Origin of the sequence: Collinsella sp. AF36-3AT, from assembly GCF_003475205.1 — a bacterium.
In the GTDB taxonomy this organism is placed as follows: domain Bacteria; phylum Actinomycetota; class Coriobacteriia; order Coriobacteriales; family Coriobacteriaceae; genus Collinsella; species Collinsella aerofaciens_AF.
The window spans coordinates 81,228-102,980 of record NZ_QROZ01000009.1 but is presented as its reverse complement, the minus strand read 5'-3'; the positions used below and the strand labels follow the sequence as shown (position 1 = coordinate 102,980).

22 protein-coding genes are annotated in these 21,753 nt (G+C 60.2%); 1 reads left to right on the top strand and 21 read right to left on the bottom strand.

The annotated features are described in order from the left end of the window. Positions 1-109: 109 nt before the first annotated feature. The 3 genes from DW003_RS08410 to DW003_RS08400 form a co-directional block, all read right to left on the bottom strand. Positions 110-1,510 carry a phosphoglucomutase/phosphomannomutase family protein gene (locus DW003_RS08410; protein ID WP_233545554.1) on the bottom strand — a complete coding sequence of 467 codons (1,401 nt, stop codon included), beginning with the start codon at positions 1,508-1,510 and terminating at the stop codon, positions 110-112. A gap of 158 nt (positions 1,511-1,668) precedes the next feature. Beyond that, positions 1,669-2,562 carry a homocysteine S-methyltransferase family protein gene (locus DW003_RS08405; RefSeq protein WP_055252635.1) on the bottom strand — a complete coding sequence of 298 codons (894 nt, stop codon included), beginning with the start codon at positions 2,560-2,562 and terminating at the stop codon, positions 1,669-1,671. Between the two features lie 10 nt (positions 2,563-2,572). Continuing rightward, a complete protein-coding gene (locus DW003_RS08400; protein ID WP_118388549.1) occupies positions 2,573-2,995 on the bottom strand; it encodes a metal-dependent transcriptional regulator in 423 nt (140 codons plus the stop codon). A 120-nt stretch (positions 2,996-3,115) separates the two neighbouring features. On the opposite strand from DW003_RS08400, the gene pepT reads away from it, so the two are divergent. After that, complete coding sequence (gene pepT / locus DW003_RS08395) at positions 3,116-4,363, top strand: peptidase T (RefSeq protein WP_117766202.1); 1,248 nt, start codon at positions 3,116-3,118, stop codon at positions 4,361-4,363. A gap of 340 nt (positions 4,364-4,703) precedes the next feature. Here pepT and DW003_RS08390 read toward each other — a convergent pair whose 3' ends face one another. The 18 genes from DW003_RS08390 to prfA all read right to left on the bottom strand — a co-directional run bounded on the left by DW003_RS08390 (position 4,704) and on the right by prfA (position 21,359). Then, positions 4,704-5,939: an LCP family protein gene (locus DW003_RS08390; protein WP_118256294.1), complete on the bottom strand. Its 1,236-nt coding sequence runs from the start codon at positions 5,937-5,939 to the stop codon at positions 4,704-4,706. A gap of 12 nt (positions 5,940-5,951) precedes the next feature. Then, on the bottom strand, positions 5,952-7,235 hold the full coding sequence (gene murA / locus DW003_RS08385; protein ID WP_035138796.1) for a UDP-N-acetylglucosamine 1-carboxyvinyltransferase: 1,284 nt from the start codon (positions 7,233-7,235) through the stop codon (positions 5,952-5,954). Between the two features lie 88 nt (positions 7,236-7,323). Next, entirely contained in the window at positions 7,324-7,716 is a 393-nt protein-coding gene (gene atpC, locus DW003_RS08380; RefSeq protein ID WP_006235718.1) for an ATP synthase F1 subunit epsilon, read from the bottom strand. Between the two features lie 3 nt (positions 7,717-7,719). Then, positions 7,720-9,174: a F0F1 ATP synthase subunit beta gene (gene atpD, locus DW003_RS08375; RefSeq protein ID WP_118388547.1), complete on the bottom strand. Its 1,455-nt coding sequence runs from the start codon at positions 9,172-9,174 to the stop codon at positions 7,720-7,722. Beyond that, positions 9,174-10,082: an ATP synthase F1 subunit gamma gene (gene atpG, locus DW003_RS08370; RefSeq protein WP_006235716.1), complete on the bottom strand. Its 909-nt coding sequence runs from the start codon at positions 10,080-10,082 to the stop codon at positions 9,174-9,176. The genes atpD and atpG overlap by 1 nt, the downstream gene beginning before the upstream one ends. Before the next feature lie 5 nt (positions 10,083-10,087). Continuing rightward, positions 10,088-11,686, bottom strand: a complete 1,599-nt coding sequence (gene atpA / locus DW003_RS08365) for a F0F1 ATP synthase subunit alpha (RefSeq protein ID WP_035138794.1) — start codon at positions 11,684-11,686, stop codon at positions 10,088-10,090. Further along, entirely contained in the window at positions 11,686-12,162 is a 477-nt protein-coding gene (locus tag DW003_RS08360; protein ID WP_117779406.1) for a FoF1 ATP synthase subunit delta, read from the bottom strand. Before DW003_RS08360 ends, atpA begins: the two co-directional genes overlap by 1 nt. Continuing rightward, complete coding sequence (atpF, locus tag DW003_RS08355) at positions 12,152-12,754, bottom strand: F0F1 ATP synthase subunit B (protein ID WP_006235712.1); 603 nt, start codon at positions 12,752-12,754, stop codon at positions 12,152-12,154. The genes DW003_RS08360 and atpF overlap by 11 nt, the downstream gene beginning before the upstream one ends. 15 nt (positions 12,755-12,769) lie before the next feature. Then, positions 12,770-12,964 carry an ATP synthase subunit C gene (locus tag DW003_RS08350; protein ID WP_022094262.1) on the bottom strand — a complete coding sequence of 65 codons (195 nt, stop codon included), beginning with the start codon at positions 12,962-12,964 and terminating at the stop codon, positions 12,770-12,772. Between the two features lie 124 nt (positions 12,965-13,088). Further along, the gene (gene atpB, locus DW003_RS08345) at positions 13,089-13,892 is read right to left on the bottom strand and encodes a F0F1 ATP synthase subunit A (protein WP_022094263.1); all 804 of its coding nucleotides are present in this window, start codon (positions 13,890-13,892) and stop codon (positions 13,089-13,091) included. Between the two features lie 3 nt (positions 13,893-13,895). After that, the gene (locus DW003_RS08340; protein ID WP_118388545.1) at positions 13,896-14,207 is read right to left on the bottom strand and encodes a hypothetical protein; all 312 of its coding nucleotides are present in this window, start codon (positions 14,205-14,207) and stop codon (positions 13,896-13,898) included. Positions 14,208-14,488: 281 nt separating this feature from the next. Continuing rightward, complete coding sequence (upp, locus tag DW003_RS08335; protein WP_118388543.1) at positions 14,489-15,136, bottom strand: uracil phosphoribosyltransferase; 648 nt, start codon at positions 15,134-15,136, stop codon at positions 14,489-14,491. 122 nt (positions 15,137-15,258) lie between these two features. Next, positions 15,259-16,800, bottom strand: a complete 1,542-nt coding sequence (gene glpK, locus DW003_RS08330) for a glycerol kinase GlpK (RefSeq protein WP_118388541.1) — start codon at positions 16,798-16,800, stop codon at positions 15,259-15,261. 13 nt (positions 16,801-16,813) lie between these two features. Further along, a complete protein-coding gene (locus DW003_RS08325; protein WP_118388539.1) occupies positions 16,814-17,557 on the bottom strand; it encodes an L-threonylcarbamoyladenylate synthase in 744 nt (247 codons plus the stop codon). A gap of 134 nt (positions 17,558-17,691) precedes the next feature. Further along, positions 17,692-18,183: a type II toxin-antitoxin system HicB family antitoxin gene (locus DW003_RS08320; protein ID WP_147352195.1), complete on the bottom strand. Its 492-nt coding sequence runs from the start codon at positions 18,181-18,183 to the stop codon at positions 17,692-17,694. Further along, positions 18,150-18,335 (bottom strand): type II toxin-antitoxin system HicA family toxin, encoded by a 186-nt coding sequence (locus tag DW003_RS10155; RefSeq protein WP_089573106.1) that lies wholly within the window; start codon positions 18,333-18,335, stop codon positions 18,150-18,152. Before DW003_RS10155 ends, DW003_RS08320 begins: the two co-directional genes overlap by 34 nt. 68 nt (positions 18,336-18,403) lie before the next feature. Then, positions 18,404-19,645 (bottom strand): HemK/PrmC family methyltransferase, encoded by a 1,242-nt coding sequence (locus tag DW003_RS08310; protein ID WP_118388535.1) that lies wholly within the window; start codon positions 19,643-19,645, stop codon positions 18,404-18,406. Positions 19,646-20,291: 646 nt separating this feature from the next. After that, on the bottom strand, positions 20,292-21,359 hold the full coding sequence (prfA, locus tag DW003_RS08305; RefSeq protein ID WP_118388533.1) for a peptide chain release factor 1: 1,068 nt from the start codon (positions 21,357-21,359) through the stop codon (positions 20,292-20,294). Between the last annotated feature and the right edge of the window lie 394 nt (positions 21,360-21,753).

The following is a 21,753-nucleotide window of genomic DNA, read 5'->3' as shown; positions in this document are numbered from 1 at the left end:
GCGGGAATCTGGGTGTACACATTTCCTACACAATTTGGGATCCGACTAACGTTTGCCAGCCGTTAACTACCGCTCACCGAGCATCTCTTTATATAAGGCAGTCTCATGGTTAAAGCGGATACGTTCCCCTAGCTAAAGCACAGCCAGCATCGAGCAACTCATCACGTTTTTCCACCGAGAACCCCTCGGCGTAGACGCGCACCACTGGTTCGGTCCCGCTAGGACGGACCAGCAGCCACGTGTCATCCTCGAATGCTAAACGCAAGCCATCCATATGACTAACGTTTTGCGGCACCTTGCCACAAATCGACTTGGGGTTTACGCCCGGCAGCAGGGTTCGTAACGTTTCGGCATCTTCGGCCTCAAGGCGCAAATCGCGTCGACCGTAACTCGTCTTACCAAAACTGTCCTCGAGTTGGTCGACCAGAACGCCCAAAGGCGCGTCCGTCTTTGCCATAAGCTCACACAGAATCAGACAGGCGAGGATTCCATCGCGCTCGGGCATATGCGCGGCGATGCCGATACCACCGGCTTCCTCGCCGCCTATGAGGACGCCACCCTTCTTCATCTCTGCCGCTATATATTTGAAACCGACTGGTTTGACGGTCACGCGGCAGCCAAGCGCCTCGGCAATGCGACGCACGAGCGTCGAGCACGAAAGATTGACGACGACGCGTCCCTCCAAATTACGAAATTGAACCAAGTCGCCCAAAACGAGCGCCATGATCTGATGCGGATGTATGTATCTGCCGCGCTCGTCAACCGCGCCGATGCGGTCGGCGTCGCCGTCGGTCACCAGGCCAGCGCAAGCTCCGTCCTCGATAACCGTATGCTCGCAAGCGTCCACCCACGGCTCAACGGGGTCGGGGCAGATATCTTCTTGGTCAGGCGCCTGCCCGGCGTGAATCTCGTGCACCTCAACGCCAAGCTCGCGCAGCAAGTCGGCTAGATAGCCCTGGGCTGCGCCGCCCATGGGGTCAACAACCACGCGCAGGTGCGCGGCGCGGATGGCTTCGGCATCGACAAACGATGCCACCGCTTGCATATAGTCAGGAATGATATCCGCGGTGCGATATTGCCCCTCGATCCCCATTGGCTCGGGAGCCATGGTCTCTTCGAGCTCTTCGATGACATCCTGGTTGGCGGTCGAGCCGTCACCCATGCGAATCTTGAGACACAGATAACCCTGCGGATGATGGGACCCCGTCACCATGAGCGCGCCGCACGCCTCACCGTCATAAGCCGCCGCCCACGTAAGGGCAGGGGTCGGAACAGGTCGCGAAGCGAGCACGGCGTCTAGCCCGTGCGCTGCTAGCACACCCGCCGCAAGCTCAGCGAACTCGCGCGCCAGGGGCCGAGTGTCGAACCCTATATATACCGTTTTGCCCGGATTGGTCTTTTGCCACAACTCGCCGACGGCATCGGCGATACGGGCAACGTTATCGGCAGTGAAGTCCTCATCGACGCGAGCGCGCCAACCGTCAGTTCCAAAATGAATTATCGCGCACACGCGCAGACACCTCACAGTGTTTGGATCATGGTACGCATGAGGTATACCCGCGATACACGCTCGGCAACCTGCCGGCACCAGCATTCACCATTTGGGCAAATGCTGCCGAGGACATGCAGGCAATAAAAAAACCGCCCCGTATGGAGCGGTTTTGCCCTTTATATATCGAGCGCCTCGGCCATCGCTGCCGTAGTGATTGCCGTGGTTCCACAGCAACTGCCCACCATTGCGGCACCGGCATGTCTCCATTCGATGCATGCGCGCGCGAAAGCTTCGGGGTTCTCGTGCCATACGGGGCCATCCTGAGTCTGGACCGGATCGCCCACGTTGGGACGCACCGTGACGGGAGTAGTCGCCGATGCAACCATCCTGGGCACCGCCGCGTTCGCGGCCGCAAGCGAACAGCAATTAACACCAACCGAGTTTGCGCCGTGTTTTTCGGCGTACAAAACGGCTGCCTCGATGTTGAGGCCATCGCCCAACAGGTCGCCCTTATCGTCAACGACAAAACTCACCAGAACAGGCATGCCGTCGGCGGCATCTCGGGCGCCGGCAAGCATGGGCTGCAAATTACGGATAGACGTCACCGTCTCGATCAGCAGACCGTCAACACCAGCATTGAGCAAGGCGTGCGCCTGTTCGCGCGCAATGCCTCGGATCTCACGAAACTCGGCCGAGTCCTCGGCAAACCACTCAATACCGATCGGACCCATCGAGCCCAGCAGCAGCTGAGGGTGCGCCTGGCGGGCATCGTCGACGGCCCCGCGATTGACCTCTGCCACGGACGGCGCAATCTGGTCGTGCTTGAGGGCATAGCTTGATGCCTGAAAGGTATTGGTAATGAGTACCTGCGCGCCGGCGGCGACATACAAGCGATGGATACGAGAAACGGTCTGCGGCTCTGCCAGATTCCAAAACGCCGGTGGAATATCGGCGGCGTCGTACTCACTCAACAGAACACTGCCCATGGGGCCCTGCGCCAACAAGGTCTCGCTCGACAAGCGGCGCGTAAGTTCCTCGGCACCAAAGCGATTGTAATAACTCGTATCCATATATATCCCGCTATTCCTCGACGCTGATTCCCTGCTTTTCGAGATAGGCGAGCCAGCGGTTCATCGTGTCCTCGGATAGCGCATGCTCCATCATGCAGGCCTCGGAATCGGCTCGCTCAAATTCGACACCGAGCTCCTGAACCAAAAACGTGCGGACGAGGCGATGACGGTACCAGATAGCCGTACCAACCTCGCGGCCGCGAGCGGTCAGGACTACCTTGCCGTAGTGCGATTGCTCGACAAGTTCGGATGCCTTGAGCGCCGAAACCGCTTTATTGACCGATGCCTTGGAGACGCCAAGGCGCTGCGCGATGTCGACCGATCGCACGCCGTTGGTTTCCCCCTCTTCGCTTTCAATGCGAACCATGCACTCCAAGTAGTCTTCGTTCGCCACCGTCAGATGTAGTTCGCGCGAGCTATTTGTCGTATCCATGATCTTCCGTCCCTTCTGCATTCATTGGCTGATTCTACCCCATCCAAGCGTCGCGGCATGCCGTGGCATACCGTGCTAGAGTTCTTGTTGCACACGACGACCAAGATTGGAGCGGTCTTTATGGAAAACACCACCACGAACCCCGATGTCCTCGAGCGCTTTTTGCGCTACGTCCAGATCAACACGCAGTCCGAGGATGCAAACTGCGACCAGGTACCCTCGAGCGCCGTTCAGTTTGACCTTGCCAACGTGCTGGCTGAAGAGCTGCGCGAGCTTGGTGCGGAAGATGCCCACGTGACCGAGCACGCCTATGTCTGCGCGCATATCCCCGCAAGTGTGGGCGCTGAGGACAAGCCCGCCCTGGGCCTGATCGCCCATCTCGACACCACCGAAGTTGCACCGGGCGCCGGCGTGAAGCCGCACATCGTGCACTACGAAGGCGGCGACCTGGTCTGCGGCACGGTTGACGGTAAGCCCGTTGCCATGAGTACCGCCAAGCTTCCCGCCCTGAACGACCTCGCGGGTGAGGACCTGGTCTGCAGCGATGGCACCACGCTGCTGGGCGCGGACGACAAGGCAGGCGTCGCCGAGATCATGTCGCTTGTCGCGCGTATCGCTCAGGACCCTTCTCTGCCCCATCCCGCACTCGGCATTTGCTTCTGCCCTGACGAGGAGATCGGCCACGGAGCCGAGCTGTTGGATATCGATACCTTTGGCTGCAAGTATGCCTACACGGTCGACGGTGGCCCCATCGGCGAGCTGGAGTGGGAGTGCTTTAATGCCGCTGAGGCGACCGTCTGCTTTGAGGGCCAGTCCATCCACCCGGGCGACGCCAAAGGCCGTATGGTTAACGCAGGCAATCTGTTCTGCGACTTCAACGCGTTGCTCCCCTACGTGCAGCGCCCGGAGTATACGGAAGGCTACGAGGGCTTTTATCACCTTGAGGGTGTATCTGCGACCGTCGATCACGCCACAGCGCGCTATATCGTCCGCGACCATGACGCAGCCAAGTTCCAGCAGAAACTCGACCTTATTGATGCCGCCGCCTCGATGCTCAACCAGCGCTTGGGTGACAAGCGCGTGACGGTCGAGATTAAGCAGCAGTATCGAAATATGGCCGAGATCGTTCGTGACTATCCCGAGCTTATTGATGTTGCCAAGGAAGCCTACCTTGCCTGCGGCGTTGAGCCCCAAGTGCTGCCGATTCGCGGCGGCACCGACGGCGCGCAGCTGTCGTTCCGCGGTCTGCCCTGCCCCAACCTTTCCACCGGCGGCTATTGCTACCACGGCGTCAACGAGTTTGTCCCGGTCAGTTCGCTCGTCAAGATGACCGACGTCCTGCAGGAGCTCGTCGCCCGTTTCGCATAAGCCTGGCTGCATAAGCCCAAAAGACGAATCGCCCCGTCCTCAACCGAGAACGGGGCGATTTTTTGCTGCAATGAGAACAGGTTGACGCACGCCAGCCTCTTAACGCAAGGAGTGTCCCAAACTGCCGGCACAAAAGGAACGTCCCCAAGTACCGCAAAATGCCGGCGACGGCAACGCCAATGTCTTGGCAACGACAGCGAGCGGGCCGCATTTGAGACAAGGTGACGTGAAACGAAAGGGCGCTGACCTTCTGGTCGCGCCCTTGAAGTTGAACGTCAGATTGTCCAAATGCGGCCCGCGCAGCGTCGAGCCGTTACGGCGTTTGGCAAAACGCCGTAACTTAGTAGTTGGCCTCGTAACCGTTGCCGTCGCCGGTGGGCTCTTCGTAGTAGTCCGAATCGCTCGAATCGCTTGAGTCATCGGAATCGTCAGAGCTGACCGATGAGGTTGCGGTACCGTTTGCGTAGTCGTCAGACGTGTTGTTGCTGAGGTCACCGATCGTGGAGCTGGAGCCGTCGGAAAGACCCATGGTGTTGGGGCCCTTGGGGTCCTTGCCGGCGTCGACACGGGCCATCATTTCCTTAAGCTCGTCTTCGTAGACAAAGACATAGCTCACGCCGTCGATCATGGTGCTGTCGTCGGCGTACGAGGGCAGGTTGGCCGAGTAGATACCGTCGACATCCATACCGCGCATGGCATTGACCGTAGCCACGATATCCTGAACGCTCATATCGGTTACGAGCATATCGGACAGCGAATTAACCAGGCCAAAGATCTTCGTGGCATCGAAGTTATTGAGAATCTGGTTGGCAAGGGCGCCAAGCACCTGACGCTGGTGGCGCATGCGCGTGTAATCGCCGTCGGCATAGGTGTAGCGGCAGCGGGCATAGGTAAGGGCGGTGGCACCGTCCATATGCTGTTGGCCAGCGGTAATCTTAATATCCAGGTGCTCGGGGTCGTCAACATCATCGGTTGCGTTAATGTCGATACCGCCAACCGAATCAATCAGCGCCTGCATACCGTCGAAGCTGACCTCGGCATAGTGGGAAATCTGAACACCGCACAGCTCGTTGACCGCCTCGACCATGGCCTCGGCGCCGCCAACGGTATGGCAGGCGTTGATCTTCATGGTCTCGCCCTTGTACTCGACCTTGGTGTCGCGCGGAACGGAAATGAGCGTCGCCTGCTTTTGCGTGGGGTCGATGCGAGCCAGGATAATCGAGTCGGCACGATACGTATCCTCGCCCGGACGGCCGTCGGTGCCAAGAAGCAGCACGTAGAACGGATCCTTTGCCTCATCGGTGTCAACCAGAACCCGACGCAGATTGTCAGTAATGACATTAGAATCGCCGAGCTTGCCCATAATGGTGGCAAACCACAGGCCGGCAGCGGTAGTGGCACTCAGCAGCACGCCAAGCACGACAATGAGCGCGACGTGACGAATCGTGTGGCTACGGCGGCGTTGACGAGCGCGCTCGGAATAGCGAGCCACGTTATCGCGACTGTAGATCTTGGCCTGCGCACCAGTTGAGGGTCTTCGGGTGGTGGTATCCGCGAGGGGCTTTTTATTAAACATAGGCAACCTGTATTAGTAGATGACGGGATCGGGGACGGTAGCATGCTCGACATGCGCGCCAAGCGCCTGCAGCTTTTCGACAAACTGCTCGTAGCCGCGCTTGATGTGATGGATAGCCGAAACCTCGGTCGTCCCGTCGGCGATCAAGCCCGCTACGACGAGGGCCGCTCCGCCGCGCAAATCGGGCGAGGTAACCTGTGCACCCGAGAAGCCCTTGACGCCATGAATCATGGCATGATGGCTCTCGATACGAATGTCGGCACCCATGCGCACCAGCTCAGAGGCAAACATAAAGCGATTCTCGAAGATGTTTTCGGTAATAACGGAACTGCCGTCGGCAAGGGCGGAGAGCACCATAATCTGCGCCTGCATGTCGGTCGGGAAACCGGGGAACGGAAGCGTCTGGATGTCGACCGGCTTGATACGCTCGGCACGGTTCACATGGACGCCATCCTCGACGCGCTCGCAGTCGATACCCATAAGCTCCATCTTCTTGAGCACCATGCCCAAGTGAATGGGGCAAAAGCCCGTGACATCGACACCGCGATCGTCGGCCATCAACGCACCGGCAACGATAAAGGTACCGGCCTCGATGCGGTCGCCCACCACGCGATGGGTAACGGGATGGAGCTCTTCCACGCCTTCGATCGTCACGACGGGCGTACCGGCGCCAACAATCTTGGCGCCCATCTCGTTGAGCATGTTAGCGAGATCGACGATCTCGGGCTCGCGGGCGGCATTGTCGATAACCGTGGTGCCCTGTGCGCGCACAGAGGCCATGATGAGGTTCTCGGTCGCACCGACGCTGGCGAACTCGAGCGTGACGGTGGTACCGCGCAGACCTTGGGGCGCATTAGCGTTGATGTAACCGTGGGCGGTATCGAACTCAACGCCCAGGGCCTCAAGACCAAGAATGTGCATATCGATCTTACGAGCACCCAGGTTGCAGCCGCCCGGCATGGCAATTTTGGCGCGATGGAAGCGGCCCAGCAGGGGCCCCATGACGGCGGTGGAAGCGCGCATCTTGGCAACGAGCTCGTAGGGGGCCTCCCATGAATCGACCTGAGAGGTATCAATCTCGAGCGTGTGCTCGTCGAGAACATCGATCGTAGCGCCCATGCCCTTGAGCACCTTGCCCATCACGTGGACATCGGAAATATCGGGCACGTTCTGCAGCGTCGTCTTGCCCGGCGCCAGAAGCGTTGCCGCCATGAGTTTGAGCGCGGAGTTCTTGGCGCCCGAGACGGGCACGGAGCCTCCGATGGCGTGGCCACCCTCAACGCGGATAATATCCAAGGTCTACCCTTTCAAAAAGCATGCCCGGGGTGGCTGGGCCATCCCGGGCATGATGTGTTCGCAAATGGTCGAACGCTAAATCGTTTGACTATTGGGCAAGCTTGAGCTTACACCATGCGATTTCATTATAGAGGTAGGCGCGGCGTGCATCATCCTCCGACAAATTACCCAGCTTCTCTTCAAAACCTTGAATATCAGCTTTAAGCTTGTCGGCATCGACGGTCGCCAAATCGCAAGCGCGCTCGGCGAGAACGGTCACGACATCGTCCGCAACCTGGGCATAGCCGCCGGCCACGGCAAACGTGTGGTCGACAGTGCCCATGGCCTTATCGGAAACGCGAACGTAACCGCGGTCGATCGTGCAAATCTCGCTGGAGTGAGCAGGCAGGACGCCAAACTCGCCATCCGTGGACGGAATCGACACAAACGCAGCGTCGCCCTCATAGGCGCAGCTCACGGGGCACACGATGCGGATACGCATAACCTACTTCTCCCCCATCTTGCGGGCGCGCTCGCGCACGTCCTCAATCGTGGAAGCATAGCGGAAAGCCTGCTCGGGCAGGTCATCGGCCTTGCCGTCGACAATCTCGGCGAAAGAGCGGACGGTATCCTCGACGCGGACGTAGACACCGGGGTTGCCGGTGAACTTCTCGGCGACGTGGAAGGACTGCGAGAGGAACTGCTGAATCTTACGGGCACGGTTGACCGTAAGGCGCTGCTCCTCGGACAGCTCGTCCATACCCAGAATGGCGATGATGTCCTGAAGGTCGGAGTACTCCTGCAGGAGCTCCTGGACCTTGACGGCGACACGGTAGTGCTCCTCGCCAACGATCGAGGGATCGAGAGCGTCGGAGGAAGATGCGAGCGGGTCGATAGCCGGGAACAGGCCGAGCGACGAAATGCTACGCGAAAGAACCGTGGTGGCGTCGAGGTGCGTAAACGTCGTGGCAGGCGCCGGGTCGGTCAGGTCGTCTGCGGGGACGTAGACAGCCTGGACGGAGGTAATGGAGCCCGTCTTGGTCGAGGTAATGCGCTCCTGGAGGTCGCCCATCTCGGTTGCCAGCGTGGGCTGGTAACCAACGGCGGACGGCATACGGCCCAGCAGTGCGGAAACCTCGGAACCTGCCTGGGAGAAGCGGAAGATGTTGTCGATGAACAGCAGAACGTCCTGGCCGCCATCGCGGAAGTACTCAGCGGTGGTAAGGCCGGCCAGACCGATGCGCAGACGCGCTCCGGGCGGCTCGTTCATCTGACCATAGACCAAGCAGGTCTTGTCGATAACGCCAGACTCGCTCATCTCGAGGAACAGGTCGGTGCCCTCGCGGGTACGCTCGCCGACGCCGGTGAACACCGAGGTGCCACCGTGCTCCTGGGCGAGGTTGTTGATGAGCTCCTGAATCAGAACGGTCTTGCCGACGCCGGCGCCGCCGAACAGGCCTGTCTTGCCGCCACGGATGTAGGGCTCGAGCAGGTCGACGGCCTTGATGCCGGTCTCGAAGATCTCGGTCTTGGTGGTGAGCTCGTCGAAACGGGGCGCTGCATGGTGGATGGGGTAGAACTCCTCCACCTCGGGCATGGGCTTGCCGTCGACGGGCTTGCCCATAACGTTCCAAATTCGGCCGAGCGTCTTGGGGCCAACGGGCATCTTCATGGGCTCACCGGTATCGGTGGCGATGAGGCCGCGCTGCAGGCCGTCGGTCGAGGACATGGCGACCGTGCGGACGACGCCGCCCGGAAGCTGGCTCTCGACCTCGAGGATCGTGCTCAGATGACCGATCGGGGTCTCGGCCTCGACCGTGAGCGCGTTGTAGATCGGGGGCACCGCGCCGTCAAACTTGACGTCGACGACAGGGCCGATGATTCGCACGATGCGACCATCACCGGCAGTCGTCTTCTTGGTGGCTTCCTCGACCGCAAGCTTTACGGTGTTATTAGCCATTACTGTTCCTCCAATGCTGAGGCTCCGCCGACGATCTCGTTAATCTCGGTCGTGATCGAAGCCTGGCGCACGCGACTATACGTGCGGGTAAGGGTCGAGATGATCGCGGTGGCGTTTTCCGTCGCGGAGTGCATGGCCTTGCGGCGTGCACCCTGCTCGGCAGCCGCCGAATCGATCAGGGCCTGGTAGATGACCGTCAGGATGTAAGACGGCACAAGCTTGCCGAGAACATGCTCGGGAGAGGGCACGAACTCGAACGTGGACGAGATGCGCTTAGGGGCGTCGGTCTCGTTCTTACGCGGACCGTGGGCCATAGCGATCATCTCGGGGTCGAGCGGCAACAGATGCTCGACGCGAAGCTCCTGATCCACGCGGTTCTTGGCGTGGTGGTAGACAAGCTCGACACGGTCAAGCTCACCGGCACGATACGCATCGCAGATATGAGAGGAGATCATGCGGGCCTGATTGAAATCGGGCTCAGAGGAGTTGCCCTCAAAGTGCATGACAACGTTTGCGCGGTCACGGAAATACGTGGCCGGCTTACGCCCGCACGCGATGATCTCGCACTCGATGCCGTCGTTCGCCCAAGAAGCGGCGAGCTTTTCGGCCGTGCGCTCCACCGTCGTATTGAAACCGCCGGCAAGGCCGCGGTCCGAGGCAATAACGACAATCAGGCCATGCTTGACGCTCTCATGCTTCTGCAGCATGGGATCGGTGCCCGAACAGGAGGCGTCGCCGGCGACCGTCAACATGACGTCGGTCAGCGCCTCCTTATAGGGCTCGGCCTGCTTGGAGCGATCGAGGGCACGACGGATCTTGGCCGTAGAGACCATCTCCATCGTGCGCGTGATCTGCTTGGTCGTGGTAACCGAGGAGATTCGCTTCTTAATGTCGCGAAGGTTAGCCATGGGGCTTAGTTCTCCTCTGATCCAGAAACATCCGAATGGTGCTTGGCCATGAACTGCTGCTTGAAGTCGCCGATGACGCGCAAGAGCTCAGCCTTGGTGTCATCATCGATCTTCTTGGCGCGAACCTTGTCGAGCAGCGAGCCAAAGCCATTGTCCATGTACTCGATGAGCTCGGCACGGAAGGGCAGCACGTCGGCGATCTCCAGGTCATCCAGGAAGCCCTCGTTGCCAGCGAACAGCGTAACGATCTGCTCGCCAACCTCAAACGGCTTGTAACGCGGCTGCTTCAGGAGCTCGGTCATGCGAGCACCATGGGTCAGCTGCTTTTGCGTGGCCTCGTCGAGGTCGGAGCCGAACTGCGTGAAGCCGGCGAGCTCCTGGTACGAAGCAAGGTCCAGACGGAGGTTGCCGGCGACCTGCTTCATGGCCTTGGTCTGCGCATCGCCACCGACGCGGGACACGGAGATGCCCACGTCGACTGCCGGGCGCTGACCCTGGAAGAAGAGCTCGGACTGCAGGTAGATCTGACCATCGGTAATGGAAATGACGTTGGTCGGAATGTAGGCCGAGACGTCGCCGTCCTGGGTCTCGATGATCGGCAGTGCCGTCATGGAGCCGTAACCGTTCTTCTTGGACATCTTGACGGCACGCTCGAGCAGACGAGAGTGCAGGTAGAAGATGTCGCCAGGATAGGCCTCGCGTCCGGGCGGACGATGCAGCGTCAGCGACATCTGACGGTAGGCCACAGCCTGCTTGGACAGGTCGTCGTAGATGACGAGCACGTGGCCGCCGGGGTTGGTCTCGCTGGCGGGCTTGCCGTCCTCGCCGTTGTACATGAAGAACTCGCCGATAGCGGCACCGGCCATAGGCGCGATGTACTGCATAGGGGCGGAATCGGCAGCGGTGGCCGAAACGATGATGGTGTAGTCGAGCGCACCGTGCTGAGCGAGGGTCTCGCGGATGTTGGCAACCGTGGAGGCCTTCTGGCCGATGGCGACATAGATGCAGACCATGCCCTTGCCGCGCTGGTTGAGGATAGCGTCGATGGCGATGGCGGTCTTACCGGTCTTACGGTCGCCGATAATGAGCTCACGCTGACCGCGGCCAATAGGCACCATGGAGTCGATAGCGAGCAGACCGGTCTGAACCGGCTCGCACACCGGGGTACGATCGATGACGCCGGGAGCCTTGAACTCGATGGGGCGACGGTGCGTGGCGACGATGTCGCCCAGGCCGTCGATGGGCTGGCCGAGCGGATTGACGACGCGGCCGAGCATGGCACGGCTCACGGGGATATCCATAATGCGGCCAGTGGTGCGGCACTCGTCGCCTTCCTTGATGGAGTCGACGGCACCGAACAGAACGGCGCCGACCTCGTCACGGTCAAGGTTCTGGGCAAGGCCGAAGACGGTCTCACCGGTATCGGAGCTCTTGAACTCCAGAAGCTCGCCTGCCATGGCGCTCTTGAGGCCGGAGACGCGCGCGATGCCGTCGCCTACCTCGTCGACCGTTGAAACCTCATGCGTATCGACCGTCGCGGAGAGGCTCGTGAGCTGCTCCTGCAGTTTCTTGGCGATATCCTGGGCATTGAGGGTTTCGGACATTAGGCTTCACCTCCGTACGAATTAGCAGAGTTTGCGAGGGTCTCCTGCGCGATGCGCAGCTGCGTCTTGACGGAAATATCACGACGCTCGCCGCGGGCCTCGAGCACCAGGCCGCCCACGATAGACGGGTCGACCCGCTCGATAAGGAATACCTTGCGGCCGAAGTCCTGCTCGCATTTCTTAGTGATGGTTTGACGCAGCTCGTCGTCGAGCGGGATCGCCGTGGTGACGGTCACGCCCACTACATCCTCGTCTTCCTCGGCAACATACTTAAAGGCAGCTGCCACCTTGGGAAGAAGGTCGAGCTGGTCGCGCTTGGACATGGTGTCGAGCACGGCGATGATCTCGGGGCTGGCAGAAGCCAAGCGCTCGATCATCTCGAGGTCCTCGAACACATGGTTCTCGGCCTTAGCGGCTTCCAGAAGGGAGCGCGCGTAGGTCTCGAGCACCTTGTCCTGATAGCGGCTAGTCGGCATTCAGGCTACCTGCTTCCTGGATGTAGCGCTCGATGAGCTTCTTCTGCTCGGCATCGTCCTCGAGTGCCTCGCCTACGATCTTGGTGGCGACGGCAACGGACAGGTCGGCGATGGAGCTCGCGGCACCGGCGTAAATGGACTTGCGCTCGTCCTCGACGGTCGTATGGGCCTTGGCGATGATCTCCTCGGCCTCCTTGTGAGCAGCCTCGATGATACGGGCGCGCTCGGACTCGGCGTCCTTACGGGCCTCGAGAACGATGTCGGCAGCCTGACGACGGGCGTCGGTGACGATCGAGTCGGACTCAGCGCGCTTGGCGATAGCCTCCTGCTTGGTCTTCTCGGCCTCGTCGAGGCTCTCCTCGATCTTCTTGCCGCGCTCCTCCATGGTTTTCATGATGCCCGGCAGGGCGACCTTGGCCAGCACGATCCAGATAATCAGGAAGGCGATAAGCGCCGGGATGAACTCCGCCATCTTAGGGATGAGGATGTCCGCACCGGCAGCGCCGTCCTCAGCGAACGCGGAAACCGGCATGAGCAGCGCGGCCGCGGACGCGGAGAGTGCGATCGCGCTCTTCTGGGATGAAAGATTCATACTTGACGCTCCGTGCTATTTAACGATCAGCGCGACAACGAAGCCGATCAGAGCCAGAGCCTCGCCGAAGGCGGAGCCCATGATGAAGACGGTGAACACGCGGCCCTGGACCTCAGGCTGACGGGCCATAGCACCCGTAGCACCCAGAGCAGACAGGCCGATAGCAAGACCAGCGCCGATAACACCGAGACCGTAACCGATAACTCCCACGATTCCTCCTTTGTCGTGCGTGTCTTATTTCACGCAGGATAACCTTTTTTATAACTGCCGGGCTCCATGGGTACGGGCACCGGCGGTTTAACGAATTGCTTACCTTTAAGGCGCGAGCGGAAGGCTACTCCTCCTCCGCGACCTCCTCTGCCTCGGAGACATACACGGCGGTAAGGACCGTGAAGACGTAAGCCTGGATGGCGCCGACCACAAGCTCGATCGCATAGATCAGGATGAGGATGGCAAGCCAGGCTAGCGAAGGCAGGGCGCCAACGGCGTGGGCCGCGGAAACCTGCTGAAGCAGCGGCTGCATGAACATGCTCGCCATGATGGCGAACGAGCCCATGACCACGTGTCCTGCGAACATGTTGCAGAACAGACGGACGGCGAGCGTGATGAGACGCAGGAAGGTCGAGAAAAGCTCGACGACCCACACAAGCACGTTCATCGGGAAGCTTACGCCCTGCGGGGCGAGGCTCTTGATGTAGCCGATCACGCCGTGAGCCTTGCATCCGTAGTAGATGAAGTACACGAAGGCGAAGATGGCGAGCGCGGCGGTGGAGCCGATTGCGCCGGTGCCGGGCTTCATTCCCGGAATCAGGCCGATCATGTTATTGATCAGGATGAACAGGAAAAGCGAGCACAGGAACGGGAAGTGCTTCTTCCAGTTCTCACCCACGACGCCCTTGCCGATATCGTTCTCGACGTACTCGATGATGTACTCGAAACCGTTGACGAAGAAGCCCTTGGGGACCAGGGTCTGCTTCTTCTTGAACACGGCCAGGACGATCAGGAGCACGATCGTGGAGACGATCAGCCAAAACGAGTACTGCGTGATGCCGCAGCTCAGATCGCCCACGACAGGGGTGGAGCTGAACTCGCTGACCAGATGATTAATCTCATCAGGCAGCTTTTCAAAAATTTCCACGACTTACCTTTCGACCTCATGAGGATCCCGCAGCGCCTTGGCGACGCGGACCGTGCAGGCGGCCATAAAGGCCACAAAGCCGATCGCCTCGCCCAGGAGGAACATGCGAAACGCCTCTCCGAACAACGCGAACACGACCAGGGTAAAGGCAAGCAACGCGATCGCCGAGACCGCGAGACTCACCATGCCCTTGAGCATGTCCGCATTCTGTTTATCGTCAAGAACCGGCTTGAGCGTAAAAACAAAGGGAAGAAAGGCGACCGCGCCCGCGATGGCGCCTGCAACGATAGCGAGCAGATCGGCTATCTGAAACACTGGCGTCCTCACTTTCCTTTTTAACGCTTCACAGAACAGTTCCAGCCGAACATTGGTGACTATTGTACGAGCCAATCGCTAAAGTACAACCGAGAAAACATCGGTTAATACGCACCTGTTCATTTTCTTAAGACCTTCTTTATGCCGCAGGTACGGTAATACGTTTTTCTCGAACCCTGCAGGGTAAAACGTCCGTTAACAGGAGCGCGTGCGGTCGCCTTCTGCTTGACCGTGCGCACCATTTCTTCGTATTTGCGACCGTAGCCGACAAGGCCCAACGACTAGAGCGTACCGTAGATGCGGTCGCCGGCATCGCCCAAGCCAGGAACGATGTAGGCGGCCTCGTTGAGATGGTCATCGATGGCGCACGTATAAATATGTACGTCGGAGTCCTTTGCGGTCAGTGACTTGAGGCCCTCGGGCGCGGCGACGATACACAGCATGCGGATATCCTTGACACCGCGCTCGCGCAGGTAGCTGATGGCCATCTCGGCCGAACCGCCCGTGGCGAGCATGGGGTCGACAACCAGGCAGATGCGCTGGTCGATATCCTTGGGCATCTTGCAATAATACTCATGCGGCTCGTGGGTAACCTCGTCGCGCTCCATACCGATGTGGCCCACGCGAGCGGAGGGTACCAGGTCGAGGATGCCATCGACCATGCCGAGGCCTGCACGCAGGATGGGAACGATGGCGAGCTTTTTGCCGGCGAGCTGCTTAAACGTTGCGGTAGTGATAGGGGTCTCGACCTCGACGTCTTCCATGGGCAGGTCGCGCATGGCCTCGTAGCCGTCAAAAAGTGCGAGCTCGCGCACGAGCTGGCGGAACTGGTTGGTGCCGGTGCTCTTGTCGCGCAGGATCGACAGCTTGTGCTGGACGAGTGGGTGATCGACAAGAGTCACACGGGACGTATCGTAGGTGACGGTCATGGGTTGATGCCCCTTTCGTTGCGGCCGGAAGATGGCCTTGCTGACAAGGCGCATGGCGTCGTTGTTGCCGCGCGCCGTGCATAAATGTAACGGTCTGTTATATCGAGCAGCTCGTCGCAGCCCTACCGTACGGTGCTGAGCGAGCGTTTGACGGCATCCCGCCAGCCCGCCAGGTTTTGCTCGCGGCGCTCGGCGGACATATGGGGAAGGAAGGTCTTAACGATCTGAGCGTTTTGCTCCAGCTCCTCCAAATCCCCCCAATAGCCGACGGCAAGACCCGCCAAGTACGCGACACCGATCGCCGTGGTCTCCACCGTCTCGCACTGCAGCACGGGGATATCCAGCAGATCGGCCTGGAATTGCATGATGAACTCGTTGCGCGCGGCACCGCCATCGACGGACAGGCGCTCAATCGAAAGTCCCACGTCCTGCTCCATGGCGCGCAGCACGTCATAACTCTGGTAAGCCATGGACTCGCAGGCCGCACGCACAATGGTCGCGCGACTCGAGGCACCGGTCAGTCCGCACACGATACCGCGAGCATGCGGGTCCCACCAGGGAGCGCCCAGGCCTGCGAAGGCGGGGACGAAGTAGCAGCCCTCGTTGTCGTTGATCGAAGCGGCGAGTTGCGCGGACTCGCTCACGCTCGAGATGATGCCCATGTTCTTGCGCAGCCAGTTCACGGTTGAGCCGGCGGCAAAGATAGAACCCTCGAGCGCATAGCTGATCTTGCCGTCCGCGGCGATGCCGATCGTGGAGACCAGACCGTTCTTGGATTCGACGACCTCGTCGCCGGTGTTCATGAGCATGAAGCAACCCGTGCCATAGGTGTTTTTGGTCTGGCCAGGATGGAAACAGCAGTGGCCGAACAGCGACGCCTGCTGGTCGCCCGCCACGCCCATGATGGGTGGCATGTTGGTCATGATGTCGCTCGCGACGCGGCCGTAGTCGCCCGAGCTCCAACGAACCTCGGGCATCATGGAACGCGGGACGTCGAAAAGCGCCAGCAGATCGTCGTCCCAATCGAGCGCATGGATATTAAAGAGCGCGGTGCGGCTGGCATTGGTGTAGTCGGTGGCAAAGACCTGACAGCCAGTGAGGTTGTAGATGAGCCAGGTGTCGATGGTGCCGAACATAAGGTCGCCCGCCGCCGCGCTCTCACGCGCACCGTCGACGTTGTCGAGGATCCACTGCACCTTGGAAGCCGAGAAATACGGATCGAGCGTGAGTCCCGTGCGGGAGCGCACCAGCCCTTCTGCGCCCCGCTCGACCAGCTCGTCGATCAGGGGTGCGGTTCGACGGCACTGCCACACGATGGCGTTATAGATGGGTTGGCCGCTTATGCGGTCCCACACCACCGTGGTCTCGCGCTGGTTGGAGATACCGATGGCGGCGATGCGGTCAGAATGGATGCCGCTCTTAAACTGGACCTCCATCATCACGCCGATCTGGCTGGCAAGCACCTCCATGGGATCCTGCTCCACCCAGCCGGGGCGCGGGAAGCTGGTTTTGACGCTACGACGCGCCTGGGCGACGATGCAGCCGTACTCGTCTACGATGGTCGCGAGTACCGAGGTAGTGCCGCAGTCGAGCGCCATGATGTAGGAACAGCCAAAGCTAAACGAGGCGTCTTCCACACCCAGGCTACCTAGATTCAACGACATCGCATACGCCTTTCTATTGCATCGGGTCGGACAGAACCCGTTCGATATCTAATGCGGGAAGCGCGCCTTGGCGCAGGATCTGGAGCTCGCCGTGCTGAAACGACACAATGGTTGAGGCATCGCGGCACGGGGTCTCGCCGGCGTCGACGGCCACATCAACCCCCTCCAGGATGCGCTCCTCCACCGTGGCAAAACTTGCCGGCGCGGGCGCGCCATGCGTGTTGGCGCTGGTGCAGGCAAGGGGGCTGCCGCAGGCGCGGATGAGCGCTTGCACCACGGGCGAGGCCGAAGCGCGAAGTGCCACCGTGTCGTCGGCGGCGCGCATAAAGGTCGGCACGCAGGGGGCCGCCTTGACCACGATAGTCAGAGCGCCCGGCCAGCATCGTCGGGCAAGCGCGCGGGCCTCATTAGGGATATCCACGCCATAGCGGTCGAGCGCCTCGGCATCATCGACCAGCCAGGCAACCGTTTGGGTGAGCTCGCGCTGCTTAAGGGTAAAGATACGACGATAGCCGGTACCGAGTGCGGGGACCGCGGCGCCGTTGACGGTGGCCTGCGGATCGCGCGGCCACGGCAGAGGTTCACTTGTATCTTGTGGAACGGCATCCGAGAAGGCGTTGACCGCCACGGCGACACCGTAGACCGTCTCGGTTGGAATAAGCGCCAGGCCGCCGCGACCGAGTAGCTCGGCCGTGCGCTCGACTGCAAGCCGATGCGGCTCGCACGCTCCCTCGTATACCCGATAGACCGTCTGCATGTGTATGCCAGCCCCTCACGCTCTGATGCAAGTTTGTTTACTGTGGGGCATTCTCGCACGAAACGTTCAACCTAATTGCCCAAAGCGCATGTTGGTTTGGTGAGCGGCTCTAGTAGTCGGTGAAAGTGAGGGGGTTATTGGACGGCCACGAAGTTCTTTGGTCTTCCGGCGTGGCGTTCTTGGGCGGCGTAACGCTCGATGCTGTCTATCGTTATCATCCGACGGCCGTCGACGAGTTCAACATCGAGCTTTCCGGCTTTGACCAGCGCGGTAATCCGCGGAGCGGAGACTTTGAGGTCCTGCGCTGCGTCTTTAAATGTTCGGCACGCCGCTTCCCGAGCGTCCTCGTGGTCGATTTCGACTGAAAGGGCCACGACCTCGGCCGAGCGTTCGTACCCTGCCGGAGTCAAACCGTTGTTGAGGTCGTCGGCCAAAAACGCCATCAGCGCCTCGGTGGCATGGGCAATCGCTTCTTCGCGCGTATCGCCATCGGCAAAGGCGCCGGGAATCTGCGGGAAGCTGGCGCAGTAACCGTCGTCTTCTTTTATGAGAACGCAGTCATAGGTAAATCGCTGCCTCATTTTGCCTCCAACTACCATCCAGCTTGGCGTCGAATACTTGCCCACGTGCCCTTCTTTGGTCGATCACCACCAGAGCCGTTCACGGTGACGACACGGTCACCAGAAACATACTTAGCGTGACTACCGACTTGCGCGACCTTCACGAATCCATCGTGCTTGAGTAGGGCAATGATTTCCCGAAAGGTAGGAGGTTGCATGGGCCGACCTCTTTCAGCCGTCCTAATTATAAACTAATTTATAATTTTTGCTAACTAGTTAATAAATATTACTGGCGCTGCTTGGGCTCGGTGACGATAGCTCGGACGATGCGGGGGCGATCGGTGAGGTCGTGGACGATGCGTACGTCCGACAGACCCGCTTGACGGCAGAGCTCGGCCGCGGCATCGAGGGCGCCCTCGTAGAGCTCGCAGGCAAACAGGCCGCCGGCGCGCAGCATGTAAGGCGCCGCATTGAGCAGGCGGCGAAAGATATCGAGGCCGTCGGCGCCGCCCTCGAGCGCCAGATCGGGCTCAAAGTCCTTGACCTCGTGCGGCAGCGAGCGCATGACGTCGGTCGGGATATAGGGTGGGTTGGAGACGAGCACATCAAAGGTGCCCCACTCCTCGCGGGGAATGGAGCTCACCAGGTTGGTGAGGCTGAAGGCAACCTCATCTGCCGTGAGGCCAAGGGCGTCGCGGTTTTTGGTGGCCAAATCGATGGCGCGCGGTTCGATATCGGTAGCGGTGCAGGTGACGTGGTCGCGGCGCTCCCAGGCAAGGGAGAGCGAGATGCAGCCGGTGCCGCAGCCGACCTCGAGAACGCGGGCGATGCGGGGCTCGGCTGGGGCAGGCGCAGCGGCATCTTGCGCGGGAGTCGTCTGTTGGTCGTTGCCCTCAATGGCGATACCGTATTCGTCGAGATCGGGCTCGGCGGCTTCGGCTTCTGCTGCCTGCGCGGCGGCTTCCTCGGCCTCGCGGTCGGCCAGCTCCTCGGCATAGGCGCGGCTGCCCAGTACGTCGCTGCCTAGCGCCGCCTCATCAGCGGCCGTCAGGTTGGCAGCACGGCGCTCGGCGGTCGCGCGTTCGTCGGCCAGCGCCGCCTCGGCTTTGCGGGCCTGCTCGACCTCATCGTTCCAGGGCAGTTCCACGCGCTGACGGGCGGCGGCCTCGGGACTCAGCACCTCGGCATCCAGATAGTTCAGGACTTCCTCGACGAGCATCTCGGTCTCGGGGCGCGGAATGAGCACACCGGGGGCGCACGCGACGTCGATCATGCGAAACTGCGTGCTGCCCGTGATGTATTGCAGCGGCTCGCCCTTCGCGCGACGGACGACCGCCGCGTGCATGGTTTCGAGCTGGTCCGCGTTAAGCGTCTCGTCCATGCGCATATATAGGTCAATGCGCGCCAAGCCCGTGGCGGCGCACAGCAGCCACTCGGCAGAAAGACGGGGATGCTCCTCGCCGCGCTCGGCCAGGTACTCCTTGGTCCACTCGAGACAACGCTTGATGGTCCAGATCTCGTTTGCCATGGGGTCCTCCCCTCTTATGCGCCGGGCGGCGCGCGAATGTCGGAGCAGATTGTACGCGAGGGCGACGCACGACAAGGGACGATTGAAGGCGATTATCGAGAATCAGCCCAGAATTTTTGTTTGTCCCCGTCCAAAGTGTTCATTTGTCGACGTTCATATCTGCATCCGTCAAGCTTTTGGCAAGGTTGCCCCAAAACTGACCAATACCTAACCAAATACTTGCCACATCGCTTGACGCGCGACGCGCCAAAAAGGGCCCCGCGACTTGTTGGACGATTTTTTGAGCAATATTTTCAATTGCAGATGCATATCGTTAATTGCTTTAAGCAGGTAGCTGGCTTAATGGCCATCAAAGCCGATTAAATAACATCTCAAAGCAATGTGCACAACCTAGTCATTGGGGACGTTCTTAAACGACTAGTCATTCAAGAACGTCCCCAACGACTACTCATTTAAGTCTGTCCCCAATGAGTGCCCCGCCACAGGTTGAGCATAAGTCAGCGAAAACGCCCCTAAGCGAGCAAGGTGATGTGGAAGAGGAGGGAAGCGTACTTCGGTACGCGACCGACGATTGAACGTCAGATTGCCGCTTAGGGGCGTTTGCAGCGTCGAGCCGTTACGCGGTTTGGTAAAACCGCGTAACCTACTAAACGGCCTGTGCCAGCTTCTCGGCTCGCTCGGCGGCGGCAAGCGCCTCGATGACGGTGCCGAGCTGATCGCCCAGAAGGACGCCGTTGTAGGTGGAGTTGAAGCCGATGCGGTGATCGGTCACGCGGTCCTGGGGCTGGTTGTAGGTACGGATCTTCTCGGAACGGTTGCCGTGGCCAATCTGGCTCTGGCGCTCGGCACCGAGCTCTGCCTGCTGCTTCTCGAGCTCCATCTCGTACAGACGGGCGCGCAGCATCTGCATGCAGACTTCGCGGTTCTGGATCTGGGAGCGCTGTTCCTGTGACTGCACCACGGTGTTGGTGGGCAGGTGGGTGATGCGCACGGCGGAGTAGGTGGTGTTAACGCACTGACCGCCAGGGCCGGAGGCGCAGTAGGTGTCGATGCGCAGGTCGGACTGGTTGATCTGAACGTCGATCTCCTCGGCCTCGGGAAGTACGGCGACGGTAGCCGTGGAGGTCTGGATACGGCCCTGGGACTCGGTCTTGGGGACGCGCTGGACGCGATGCACGCCGGACTCGTACTTCATGACGGAGTAGACGCGGTCGCCCTCGACCTTGAACTCGATGGACTTAAAGCCGCCGGCCTCGCTGGGGCTGGAGTCAAGCACGGTGGTCTTCCAACCGCGCGACTCGCAGAAGCGCTGGTACATCTTGTACAGATCGCCGGCGAAGATGGCCGCCTCGTCGCCACCGGCGGCGGAGCGGATCTCGACGATGGTGTTCTTGTCGTCGTTGGGATCGCTCGGGATGAGCATGTACTTGATGTCTTCCTCGAGCTGGGGAAGCTTCTCCTCATTCTCGGAGATGTCCATCTGGAGCATCTCCTTCTCGTCCGCGTCGGTCGTGTCGCGGAGCATCTCCTTGGCGGCCTCGATGTCATCGAGCGCGCCGATGTACTCACGCGAGGCGGCGATGAGGTCGGACTGGTGCGCGTACTCCTTGTTGAGACGCGTGAACTCCTTGATGTCGGAGGCGACGGCCGGGTCGGAGAGCTTCTTCTCGAGCTCTTCGTAGGCCTTGATAATCTTTTCGAGCTTGTCGCGCATGGCGGGACTCCTTTATATGCGTGAAGGTGAAAATCGGCAGAGTTGATGGGGCACGCGGCGCCACTGCGGGGGTAAGCCCGGCTAGAACATGTCGATCTTCAGATACATGCGCATCCCTTCGCGTATGGGGTACATAGTTGCGGTCTAACCTATACATGATAGCGTGCGCAGGCAAACCTGCATATAACCCGCATGGAATGATTGGTGCAAACAAAGCTGACGTTAGATAACGATACTTTTGAAAACACTGGAAAATCAAGGTTTTTCGAGCGACGGACAAGCAGGGTATTGTACTAAAAACTGAATACGACGCAGAAGCGGCGTTTCTTACTCTCTACATGGGAGAACAGGAACGCCGCTTTTTTATGCCCTTTGTTACGCAGTAGGGGCAGAA